10 protein-coding genes are annotated in these 11748 nt (G+C 70.5%); 5 read left to right on the forward strand and 5 right to left on the reverse strand.

The features are described from left to right. Positions 1–2: 2 nt before the first annotated feature. A complete protein-coding gene (locus M6G65_RS22400; RefSeq protein WP_238199321.1) occupies positions 3–509 on the forward strand; it encodes a peptide deformylase in 507 nt (168 codons plus the stop codon). A 91-nt stretch (positions 510–600) separates the two neighbouring features. Beyond that, the gene (locus M6G65_RS22405; protein WP_238199322.1) at positions 601–909 is read left to right on the forward strand and encodes a hypothetical protein; all 309 of its coding nucleotides are present in this window, start codon (positions 601–603) and stop codon (positions 907–909) included. Positions 910–1023: 114 nt separating this feature from the next. Here the strand turns inward: M6G65_RS22405 and M6G65_RS22410 are convergent, their stop codons facing one another. The 3 genes from M6G65_RS22410 to M6G65_RS22420 are packed head-to-tail and all read right to left on the reverse strand — an operon-like array spanning position 1024 to position 6145. After that, on the reverse strand, positions 1024–2868 hold the full coding sequence (locus tag M6G65_RS22410; protein ID WP_250102905.1) for an ABC transporter ATP-binding protein: 1845 nt from the start codon (positions 2866–2868) through the stop codon (positions 1024–1026). Next, positions 2865–4010, reverse strand: a complete 1146-nt coding sequence (locus M6G65_RS22415) for a beta-glucosidase (RefSeq protein ID WP_238199324.1) — start codon at positions 4008–4010, stop codon at positions 2865–2867. The genes M6G65_RS22410 and M6G65_RS22415 overlap by 4 nt, the downstream gene beginning before the upstream one ends. After that, positions 4007–6145 (reverse strand): sugar nucleotide-binding protein, encoded by a 2139-nt coding sequence (locus tag M6G65_RS22420; protein ID WP_238199325.1) that lies wholly within the window; start codon positions 6143–6145, stop codon positions 4007–4009. The genes M6G65_RS22415 and M6G65_RS22420 overlap by 4 nt, the downstream gene beginning before the upstream one ends. A 298-nt stretch (positions 6146–6443) precedes the next feature. Between M6G65_RS22420 and M6G65_RS22425 the strand changes: the two genes are divergently transcribed. Beyond that, positions 6444–7652: a glycosyltransferase gene (locus M6G65_RS22425; protein WP_238199326.1), complete on the forward strand. Its 1209-nt coding sequence runs from the start codon at positions 6444–6446 to the stop codon at positions 7650–7652. A 28-nt stretch (positions 7653–7680) separates the two neighbouring features. Then, complete coding sequence (gene glf / locus M6G65_RS22430; RefSeq protein WP_238199327.1) at positions 7681–8844, forward strand: UDP-galactopyranose mutase; 1164 nt, start codon at positions 7681–7683, stop codon at positions 8842–8844. A 292-nt stretch (positions 8845–9136) separates the two neighbouring features. Here glf and xth read toward each other — a convergent pair whose 3' ends face one another. Further along, positions 9137–9946, reverse strand: a complete 810-nt coding sequence (xth, locus tag M6G65_RS22435) for an exodeoxyribonuclease III (protein WP_238199328.1) — start codon at positions 9944–9946, stop codon at positions 9137–9139. Between the two features lie 161 nt (positions 9947–10107). Between xth and M6G65_RS22440 the strand changes: the two genes are divergently transcribed. After that, positions 10108–10839: a lysophospholipid acyltransferase family protein gene (locus M6G65_RS22440; protein WP_238199329.1), complete on the forward strand. Its 732-nt coding sequence runs from the start codon at positions 10108–10110 to the stop codon at positions 10837–10839. A gap of 6 nt (positions 10840–10845) precedes the next feature. Here M6G65_RS22440 and M6G65_RS22445 read toward each other — a convergent pair whose 3' ends face one another. After that, entirely contained in the window at positions 10846–11736 is an 891-nt protein-coding gene (locus tag M6G65_RS22445; protein ID WP_238199331.1) for a LolA family protein, read from the reverse strand. Positions 11737–11748 lie beyond the last annotated feature (12 nt).

Below are 11748 nucleotides of genomic sequence, written 5' to 3' on the forward strand. Positions count from 1 at the left end.
TCATGTCGGCGCGCGCGCTGGTCCTGTTTCCGGATCCACGTCTCTCGAGTCCGGCCACCCCGGTCGATGAGTTCGGGCCGGGCCTGAAGGTCCTGGCCGACGATGTCCGGGACGCGCTCGTGATCGCGAGCGCCATCGGCTTGACGGCCCCGCATATCGGTGTGTCCGCGCGGGTCATGGTGATCCGGATGTCGCCGGAGCAAGCTCCGCATGTCTACGTCAACCCCGCCCTCGTGTGGGCCTCCGCCGACATGTCGACCTACGAGGAGGGCAGCGTCAGCATGCCGGGCGTCCGCGAGCGGATCACCCGGCCCGCGCGGATCCGGTTCGGCTACAAAGACCTCGACGGAGCGGACCACGAGGAGGAAGCGGACGGCTTCCTGGCCGCGGTCATCCAGCACGAGATCGATCAGCTCGACGGCGTGTTCTGGATTGATCGCCTGTCGCGGCTCAAGCGGGAGCGTCTCCTCAAACGGTTTGGGAAGCTGAAATCCGCGGCGTCGCCCTGAAATCCGGGCCGATTGCTTCGGTAGGTTAATGATCGATGCTCAGTCTCGGCATAATCCCGGAACGATGATGACGTTCGATGGGATGGCCGCCATGGGCACAGATATCATCGACCTCGATGATCATACGGCTTGGCTCGTCCAGCACTTGGCCGTCAACGGGCCTGCCTCGGCCGAAGCGGCGACGGCCCTGACGGTCGAAAAGCTCCGCCGGCTGGAAGATCTGGCACGCAACGCGGGCGCCGACCGGCAGGCGTTCCAGAAGATCCTGTCGGCGCGCCGGGTGCTCGGCGACCATGCCGATCTGGGGCGGGCGCCGCCTTTCACCGAGACCGACATCGCGATCAATCCCGTCCCAAAAGCGCTGCAGTTTCCCGAAGCCGAGACCGGCCCGGCGGCCTGAGCGTCCCGTCCGGTCGGTCGCCCACCGGGCGCGGATGCAGGAAACATCGGCCCCGCCCTGTCGCCGATCGCACAAGGCGCCGGATCGTTCTCGGGTGCGGGGCGTCATGGCGCCTCACGCGGCATCCATCGCAGGCTCGTCCGCGAGACCCTCGGCCTGCAACTGCCACATCTGCTCGAACAGGCCGCCCGCCTGCCGCAGCTCCCGGATCGTCCCGTCCTCGACGATCCGTCCCTCATCGATCACCAGGATGCGGTCGAAGGCCGTGAGCGTCGACAGGCGGTGCGCCACCGCGATCACCGTGCGGTCCCGCATGACCCTGACCACGGCGGCCTGGATCGCCATCTCGGTCTCGGTGTCGAGGGCCGAGGTCGCCTCGTCGAGGAGGAGGATCGGCGCCCGCTTCAGCAGCGCCCGGGCGATGCCGATCCGCTGGCGCTGGCCGCCCGAGAGGCGGGCGCCGCGTTCGCCCACGATCGTGTCGTAGCCGTCCGGCAGCCGGCGCACGAAACCGTCGCAGGCTGCGGCCCGCGCCGCCGCGACGATCGCCGCCTCGTCGGCGTCGGGCCGACCGAAGCGAATGTTGTCGATCACTGACCGGTGCAGCAGGCCGATCTCCTGCGGCACCACCGCCAGGGCGTCCCGGAGCGAATCCTGGCGCACGGCCGCGATCGGCTGCCCGTCGATCCGGATCTCCCCCGCATCCACGTCGTAGAGCCTCTGGAGCAGGTGCACGAGGGTGGACTTGCCCGCCCCCGAGGGACCGACGATGCCGACCTTCTGGCCGGCCGGGATGGTGAGCGTGACCCCCGCGAGGGCGGGCCGGCCCGGCCCGTACGCGAAGCTGACGTCGATGAGCTCCACCGCGCCGCGTGCGGCCACGAGAGCCGGGGCGCCCGGGGCGTCCCGCACGGTGGATGGCTTGGCGATGACGGCGAGCGTCTCGCCGATGAACCCGAAATGCTGCGCGGCATCGACCAGCGAGAGCGCCATGTCCTTGGAGGAGTGCAGGATCCGGAGCGTCAGGCTCGCCACCAGGACGACGCTGCCGGCGCTGACCGCCCCGAGGCTCCACAGGCGCAGCGTCCAGCCCAGGATGCCAGCCGCGAGCATCCAGAGCACGACATCGTGGATGAGTCGCGCCTTCTCCAGGTAGAGCCAGCTGCGGCGCTGGGCCGCCGCCTCCTGGCGGAAGCCCGCCTCGAGCCGCGCGCGCTCGCGCTGCCGCGCCGAGAAGGCCTTCACGGTCCACATATGCGCGATCGTGTCGGCGAGGTCGCCCGCGATGGCGGCGGCCTCGCCCGAATAGGCCCGGTGGATCGGACGCCCGCGCGCGCCGAACCAGATCAGCCCGGCGGTGACCCCGAGGATGAGGGCGACCAGCGCCAGGGTCAGGACCCCGTCGAGCGTCGCGAAGATGATCACCGCGCCCGCCACATCCACAACCGGCGGGATGATGCGCCAGACGAAGGTGTTGATCAGGGCCCCGAAATTGCCCGCCGTGGCGGTGATGCGCTGCCCCAGGGAGCCGGCGCGGTTCTCGGCGAAGTAGCGCATCGACTGGCCGCTCAGGTGGTCGAACAGCTCGATGCGCAGATCGACGCCGACCCCGACCGTGGCGCGGCAGGCGAGCCACCCGGTGAGCCGCGCCAGTGCCGCCTCGGCCGCGATGAGGACCAGGAATAGGACCAGCGCCGACAGCACGGCACTGCCGAGCCCCGGCGGCCCCGCCAGGGCATCCACGAGGAGCTTCAACCCGTATTGCTGGCCGACCCCGCAGGCCGCGGAGGTCACCACGAGCAGCAGGAGGGCGAGGAAGTGCCAGCGCCACAGCCGCATGTGGCTGAGGATGAAGCGTCCGCCGCTGCGCAGATGCGCGGCGGGCGCTTCATCCTCAGCCTCGACGCGGCCGGCGACCGCTGCCGTATCCGCCCCCGGTGTCGCCGCCTGCTGGATCAAGCCTCATCTCCTCGTGCCGCCGCGAACCGGACCGCCTGCTCGCGGAGTTCGGCGGCGAGCGGCTGATCGACCGGCCGGCGTCCCGCCACGTCCGCATCCGAGAACAGGCCGACCGCGCAGGGTCGGTCGTTTTCCCAGCCGGGGTAATCGAGGACCGGGTAGAGGCAGATCCCGAGGACCGGGACGCCCTCCGCCTGGGCGGCGCGCACCTCGGCGCAGACGTAGTGCAGCCAGGCCGCCTTCGCGGTGCCCTCGGCCCCCGTCTCGGAGACGAGGAGCGGCCGGCGGTAGCGCGCGTAAGCCTCGGCGAGCATCGCGCGAAACGGCCGGTAGGCGTGGTGGCCGAGGGGAATCGTGCCGCCGCCCTGGACCCACTGATTGTCCGGATAGAAATTGAGACCGACGAGATCGAGGGCGCCCGGATCGCCGCCGAGCTCGGGTGCGATCCGGCCGGTCATCATGTCGAGGGCCTCGTACTGGACCTCCCGATAGGCCGCCGCCGCGTCCCGGCTCGCGGCGTCGGGCCCGCCGACGACGTGGATGGCCGGCTCGGCGTGGAGGAAGCGTGCCGCCGGCTCGACCGCCAGCACGGCCCGGGTCGCGGCAAGCGCGGCGCGCACGAGTTGCCGCTTGAGGGCCGGACCCGCCCCGGTCGCGCACGGCCCGATCCGACCGACATCGCCGCCCGCCCAGGCCCAATAGGAGATCTCGTTGACGGTGCAGAGGAGCGGCGGCGCGCCCGAGACGTCTCGCACGAGCCGCGCCGCCGCGGCCGCGAAGGCGGCGAAGCGGTTGACGAAGGCCTCCGACCAGATGTCGAGATCGTCGGGCCAGCCGTAATGGCAGAGGTCCCAGATCACCGGCAGGCCGGCCTCGCGCGCCGCCTCCAGCATCGGCCGGGCGCTGGACCAGTCGTAGCGCCCGGGCGCGGTCTCGATCCGGTGCCAGCGGAAGCCGTCGCGGGCCGCCCCGATCCCGTGCGCGGCGAGCGCCCGGTAATCCGCGCGGGCGTGCCGGTCATGGCCAGTCGCCGCGATCAGGTCGAGGCGCCGCCCGTCGGCGCGGCGGTGGGCCGAGCACTCGAAGCCGGCGAGGAACAGGCTGCGGAACGGGGCCTCCGCCGGGCGCAGGGGATCGCTCATTCCGCCGCCAGTCCCGAGAGGCGCAGCGGCCGCAGCACCGCCTCGGCGTAGCGGGCGATCGCGTCGTCCAGCGTCGGCATCACGGCACCGCGCCCGCTCGCGAGGGGGATGGGCGGCCCGGATCCGATGCCGCAGCACGGTTCCGTCCGAGGCTGGCCGGCGGCGGCGGCAAGGCGGCGGACGAAGTCCGGCCACGTCGTCCCGCCGGCATTGGCGAGGTGCCACAGGCCCGTCTCGCCGTCGATCAGGAGGTCGAGAGCGGCATGGACAAGGTCGGGCAGGTAGGTCGGCGCGATCAGCGCGGCCTTCCGGAACGACCAGGACCATCCCTCCGGCGGATCGAGAAGGAGCTGGAGCGCCATGTCCCGCTCGTCGCCCTGACCGAAGACCAGGCCGGTGCGGGCGATCAGCGCCCCCGGATGCGCCTCACGGACGCGGGCTTCCCGTTCCGCCGCGCTCCGCCCGAACAGGCTCGACGGGCGGACCGGGTCGGCCTCGGTCGGGGCGCCCTCCGTGCGGCCATCGAACACGAGGCCCGACGAGAAGGTCAGGAACGGCACGTCGGCCTGTCCGGAGAGGGCGGCCAGGCGCGTTCCCGCCCGGAAGTCCGACCAGAAGCTGCCGCCGGGGTAGCGGTGGGCGGTGGCGGCGGTCGGCAGGGTCGTCGGGTCGAGGACGGCCCAGATCTTCGCGTACGACAGCGCCGCCGGCAGCGCCGCCTCGCCGAGGATGATGGATTTCAATCCGCGGGCCGCGCAGATCTGCGCCACGGCCTCGGCGTAGTGGCCAGCGTCCCGCAGCACCGCGATCGCGGCTTGGTCCGCTTCGCGGTCCTGGTAGACCGGCTCGGCCTCGTGGGGATCCGGCGCGTAGTAGCGTCCGGATCGCCGCCACCAGCCGGGTGCGGTCAGCACCGGATGACCGGTCTGCCCGGTCGCCGCCAGATCCCGCGCCGCGCGGCCGAGGGTCGTCAGCCGGGGCTGGGGGCTGCGGATGTCGAAGGCTCCGGGCTCGTAGTCGCTGGCCCGCCTGAGGAGCAGCGAGTTCCAGTCGACAGCGCCGAACAGCGACCACAGGGTGACGGCCGCCACCGGCACATGGTCGGCGCGCAGGTCCAGGGCAGCCTGCCACACCTCGGCGAACCAGCGCAGCTGGTCGTCGCGGCTGCAGCCGTGATGCACCTCGGTGACGGCGAGGCTTTGCCGATAGCGCTCCCAGACTTCCTTGAGGCGCGCCTTCGGCCCGGTCTGGTCCGCGAGGTGGCGCATTCGCACCGCTTCGACGTCGGCATACCGGTGCCGCCCGTTTCCGCCGCGCAGCGGCTTCGGATAGGCCCGGACCCGCTCGTCCAGGTAGCGCTCGCTCGTGAGGTAATGGTTGGCCCCAATGACGGCCGGGCACGCGTCCCCCGTCAGGAAATCCTCGAGATCCGCCTGGCTCACACCGTGCGCGAGGCAGCGGCCGAACCACGGGTGGGCCCGGCCCACGCGGCCGCAGAGCAGGTCGAGGCTGAGCCAGCGCCGCTCGTTCTCGTAGGCCGCCTGATCGGCGAGCGCCGGGGTGCTGAAGGTTTTCCCGATATCCTCGGTCTGGATGAGCTGCGCCCCCGGGGTCACCGTCCGGATCGCACGCATCGCCTGCAGGACGGCGCGGCACTGGGTGACCACCATCCGCAGGAAGTCGCCTTCCGAGCGGCGGTGCGGATACCAATGGCCGTAGAGCCCGGCGAACCGGGCCGTGGTCAGCGGCTCGTTGACCGGCGTGAACCGGTCGATCCACGGATAGCGCGCCGCCACCTGACGGGCGTACCGGGCGAGCCGCGTCGGGAAGGCCGGATCGGCCAGGCTCGTGTAGCGCGGGCCGCTGCCATGGTGCACGAGGCCCGCGATCACCCGGATCCCGAGCCGGTGTAGGCGCGGCAGGCGCGCGTCGTGCCACGACCAGTCGAGGCTCTCCGGGTCCGCGGGGGCGACGTGCTCCCAGAGGATCGGGTAGCGCACCGTCCTGATCCCGAGTCCCGCGATGGCGTCGAGATCCGCGATCCGATCACGGTGCCCCGTCTCGGCCAGCTGGTCACGATAGGTGCCCCGGATGCGCACGACACTGCATTCCACGCCACCCCAGAGCTCCAGCATCGCGTCGACTCTCGCGCGGGATCCGGCCCGTACGCTGTGAGAAGACCCGAGGCGGGGCGAAAAGTTTCCTGTCCTGCGGCGGCCCGGGCACGTCCTATCACAGGTTATCGCACACCCCCGTGCGGCACACTCGAAATTAAACTCAGATTAGCAACATGAATTACTCAGAACCTCGAAAAATAATTACACCCTTGCCGAACAACCGGTGCCTTGCCGGAATTGTTCGACTGTTCGTAGTGTACAGAACAGGGGTGATGGTGTGAGCGGAACCCGTGTCTCAGAGGGCCGTGCCGCTGCCGTGACATTCTCCCGAGATCCGGATCGGCCACACACCGGAACCGGCGCGGTCGGGTCGCCGAGACCGCTTCTCGTCTGCTTCTCGCACCTGCGCTGGGGCTTCGTCTGGCAGCGTCCGCAGCATCTCCTCGTCCGCGCGGCGCAGTCCTTCGACGTCATCTTCATCGAAGAGCCGGTGTTCGAGGCGGAGGACAATGCCGACCGGCTCGAAATTCAGGAGGCCGCCCCCGGTGTCGTCGTGGCCGTTCCGGTCCTGTCTCCGGCCCAGGCCTACCGGGCCGACCGCCTGCAGGCGGATCTGATCCGGGATTACCTGCGCGGTCGCCCAGGCGCGCGGCAGGTCTTCTGGTATTACACGCCGGCGGCGGTCAGCATCTCGGCGGATCTTCCGCGCGACCTCACGATCTACGACAATATGGACGAGCTCTCGGCGTTCCAGGGCGCGTCCCCGGAGCTGATTGCGCAGGAGGCGGATCTCCTCGATCAGGCCGACCTCGTCTTTACGGGCGGCCGGAGCCTCTACGAGGCCAAGCGCGATCGGCACGATGCGCTGCACTGCTTCCCCTCCTCGGTCGACGCCGCGCATTTCTACCGCGCCCGAGAGACGGGATCGCCTGATCCGGAGGACCAGGCCGCGATCCCGCACCCGCGCCTCGGCTTCTTCGGCGTCATCGACGAGCGGCTGGACCGGGAACTGCTGGCCGCCGTCGCCGATCAGCGGCCGGACTGGCACTTCGTCATGATCGGACCCGTGGTGAAGATCGATCCCGCGAGTCTGCCGCAGCGCGCTAACATCCACTGGCTCGGCCCGAAATCCTACGCGGCGCTTCCCGACTACCTCCGGCACTGGGATCTCGGCTTCATGCCCTTCGCGCAGAACGAGGCGACGCGCTTCATCAGCCCGACCAAGACCCCCGAATTCCTGGCGGCCGGGCTGCAGGTCGTCTCGACGCCCATCGTCGATGTGGTGCGGGATTACGGCGAGGCCGGTCTCGTCGCGGTCTCGGATACCCCGAGCGGCATCGTGCTGTCGGCCGAGGCGCTGTTCGCCGGACAGAAGGAGTCCTGGCGCGAACGGGTCGACCGGCGCCTCGCCAGCAGTTCCTGGGACGGGACCTGGCAGGCGATGCACGACCTCATCCGCGCGCGCCTGCAGAGCCCCGCGCCCGAGGCGCTCGACCTCCTGCCGCAAGACGCTCCCCCGGTCTGATGCTTTCGCGAACTGGAGGTCGAGCGCCATGTACGACTGGCTGATCGTCGGCGCCGGCTTTGCCGGCAGCGTCCTGGCCGAGCGCCTGGCAAGCCAGCGCGGCGAACGGGTCCTGGTGGTGGACCGCCGCAACCATATCGGCGGCAATGCCTACGACCGGCTGGACGAGGCGGGGCTGCTCATCCACCAGTACGGGCCGCACATCTTCCACACCAACGCGGACATGATCGTCGCGTATCTGTCCCAGTTCACCACGTGGCGTCCCTACGAGCACCGGGTGCTCGCGATGGTCGACGGCATGCTCGTGCCGATTCCGATCAATCTCGACACGATCAACCGTCTCTACGGCCTGTCGCTGACCCCGGAGGAGCTCGCCCCCTGGTTCGCCGCCCGCGCCGAGCCGGTCCCGGAGATCCGGACCTCCGAGGACGTGGTGGTCTCGACCGTCGGGCGGGAACTCTACGAGAAGTTCTTCCGCGGCTACACGCGCAAGCAATGGGGCATGGACCCGTCGGAACTCGACCGGCAGGTCACGGCGCGGGTGCCGACACGGACGAACCGCGACGACCGCTATTTCACCGACACGTTCCAGGCCATGCCGGCGGAGGGCTATACCCGGATGTTCGAGCGGATGCTTGCGCATCCGAAGATCCACGTGATGACCAATGCCGAGTTCCGCGACGTCCGCGACGTCATCCCGCATCGGAGGCTGATCTATACCGGGCCGATCGACGCGTATTTCGACTGCCGGTTCGGGCGACTGCCCTACCGCAGCCTCCGGTTCGTCCACACCACCCGGGACGTCGCTCGTCACCAGCCGGTGGCGGTGGTGAACTATCCGCAGACCGAGGCCTATACGCGGATCACCGAGTACAAGCATCTCACCGGGCAAGAGCACGCGAAGACGTCGCTGACGTTCGAGTATCCGAGCGCCGAGGGCGATCCGTACTACCCGATCCCGCGACCCGAGAACCAAGCCCTGTTCAAGCGTTACGAGCGTCTGGCGCTTGCCGAGCGGAACGTGTGGTTCGTGGGGCGGCTGGCGACCTACCGCTACTACAACATGGACCAGATCGTCGGGCAGGCGCTCGCCACCTTCCGGCGGATCGATGCCCAGCTGGGGCACCCCGCCTCCGGCCCGGTGCGGCCGACGGCCCCGGGCTTCGGCGACCATCCGGCCGTGCAGGTCTAGAGCCGGCGATGGTCAGGGCGGAAACCCGCGCCCTGCCAGCTCGGTCGTCAGGCGACCGGGTTCGGGCGCGGCCAGAGCCGGCGCCTGGCTGCACCTGCAGCCGTGTCGCGCGGCCCGCTCAGAACGCGCGGTTGCGCGCCGGATGCGGATTGCCGTAGCGGCGGCGCAGGTAGGACACGACCTTCGGCAGAAGGAAGGCGATCAGGATCTTGCGCATCGGGGCTGGCTCGCATCGCGGGTTCGTGAGCGGGCAATGCTCCGGATGCAGCGCGGTTCCGGGCGGGGCGCAGGATCAGAGATCCAGCGTCAGGGTCACCGGCGCGTGGTCGGACGGGCGCTCCCAGGCGCGGGCCTCGCGCAGCACCTCAACCTTGCGGACCGTCCCGGCCAAGTCCGGTGACACCCAGAGATGGTCGAGGCGCCGCCCCTTGTTGGCGACCGCCCAGTCGGGGGAGCGGTAGCTCCACCACGTGTAGATCTTCTCCGGCTCCGGCGTGAGGTGGCGCGCCGTGTCGATCCAGCCCGCCTCCCCGCGCAGGATCTCGAGCGCCTCCGTCTCCGCGGGGGTGTGGCTCACCACGTCGAGGAGCTGCTTGTGCGACCAGACATCGTGCTCCAGCGGCGCGACGTTGAGGTCGCCCATCAGGATCGCCGGTCCGGAGACGCGCTTGCCGCCCCAGGCGCGCAGCTCGGCCAGGAAGTCGAGCTTGTGAGCGAATTTCGGGTTGAGGTCGCGGTCCGGCACGTCGCCGCCGGCCGGCACGTAGAAATCGTGCAGCACGATGCCCGAGGCCACCCCCGCCTCCGGCCCGAGCACCGCCGAGATGTGGCGGGCGTCCGCCCGCTCGCAGAAGCCCATCACGCTGCGGGTGTGCAGGGGGAAGCGCGAGAGGATCGCGACGCCGTTGTAGCCCTTCTGGCCGGCGAACATCACGTGCTCGTAGCCGGAGCCGCGCAGGGCCTTCAGCGGGAAGGCGTCGTCCGGGCACTTGGTCTCCTGGAGGCAGAGCACGTCCGGCTTGTGCTCGGCGAGGAAGCGCAGCACCAAGTCGATACGCAGGCGCACCGAGTTGATGTTCCAGGTGGTGACGGTGAGTTGCACGGGCGGCGCTGGGGTTCGGACGGCGTTGCGCTCCGATAGCCGATTTCGCGGCCCGCGACAGTCCGCTCACCGTCTGTGAGGCAAAAGGCCGTGCGTGCCGGGCCGGCAGGCGCTATGCCCGGGCCCTGCCCTGACCCGGGCCCCTCGTCCGAGGCCCTGCCATGGCACATGCCCGCTCGCTCCTGTTCGCCGTCTACTGGGCGGCGTGGACGACCCTGTTTCTCGCGCCGCTGGCGATCTTCCTCCTGTCCGGCTCGCCGCAGCGGCCGATCCGCCGGGCGACGCGGCTCTGGGCGCGCGGGATCCTGGGCGGGCTGCGGCGGATCGTCGGGCTGCGCTACGTCGAGGAGGGCCGCCAGCACCTGCCGGCCGAGCCCTGCCTGATCGTCGCCAACCATCAATCGACCTGGGAGACGCTGGCCTTCCTGGTCCTGGTGCCGGACGTGGCGATCGTCGCCAAGCAGGAGCTTCTGGCGATCCCGGTGGTCGGCTGGTTCCTGCGGCGCTCGCCGATGATCGTCATCGACCGCGCCAACGGCACCCAGGCGCTGCGCACCATGATCGACGGCGGCCGGGCGGCGGTCGCGGCCGGGCGCTCGGTGCTGATCTTCCCCGAGGGTACCCGCGGCGGGATCGGCGCGCCCCTGCGCTTCAAGCGCGGCGTCGAGCTGCTCTACGGACGGCTGGGGCTGCCGGTGGTGCCGGTGGCGCTCAATTCCGGCCTGTTCTGGCCCGGCGGCACGGCGACCCGGTCCGGCACGGTGGTGGTGAGCTACCTCGCCGCCGTCGCCCCCGGCCTGCCCGCCGCGGAGTTCCTGCGCGGCACCGAGGCGGCCATCGACCGGGAACTGGACCGGTGGCGGGAGACCGGACTCAGCGCGACCGGCGCTTGAAGCCCGTCACGGCTGCGTCTGCTGGATCTGCTGCTGCATCGCCTTGTCCTCGGCGCGGCCGTAATTGATGAAGAACAGGCTTCCGTCGACGCTCTTGCCCTTCTGCAGGTTCGAGAGCGTCACCGTGGTGAGGTAGCCCTGCGGATCGGTGATCCGCCACTGCGACAGGGTCTTCACGTCGGCGTCGAAGAACAGCTGGATCTTCGAGGTGCCGCCGAGGGTCGCGCGGTCCTCAAGGCTGATGCGCACGCCGCCCGGATCGTTGGCCACGTCGGTGACGGTGAGGTCGCGGGCGAGATCGATCTTCTCGCGCAGCAGGAATTTCAGCGGTGTCTGAGTGATGAAGTAGAGGTCCTGGGTGTTGAGCTTGCGGTCGCGGACCGCCACCGAGGTGCCGTCGGCGACGACCTCCAGGGGCGAGGGCTGGTCGTAGTCGAAGCGCAGGCGGCCGGGCTTGGCCAGCGTCAGCTTGCCGCCGATCCGCCGCCCGTCGGCGCCGATCTGCATGAAGCTGCCCGTGAGGGTGTTGATGCCGTTGAAATAGGCATTGGCCTGGGCCAGCAGCGTGGCGGGATCCGCCGAGTCGCCGGTGACGATCGCCGTCGGCGCGCCGACTGCGGCGACCTTGGGCTCGGGCGCTTTGTGGTCGGCTTTGTCGCCGCCCTTGCCCGACTTGGCGGGCTTCGATTCCTTGCTCGCTTCCTTGGCCTTGGGCGCGGGCTTCTTGGCCGGCGCGGGCGCCGCCGGGGCGGCCTCCGGCTGCGGTGCGGGCTCCTCCTTGTGGCCGAACAGGCTGTCGATGAAGGCGCCGACCTGCGCGTCGGCCGGGTTGGCGGTCGCGAGCCACAGCGCGGCGGCGATCAGGGTGCCGGCTGTGCGGATGCGGCGGCCGATCATCGGCAGAGTCTC

Source organism: Methylobacterium tardum, from assembly GCF_023546765.1.
GTDB lineage: Bacteria > Pseudomonadota > Alphaproteobacteria > Rhizobiales > Beijerinckiaceae > Methylobacterium > Methylobacterium tardum.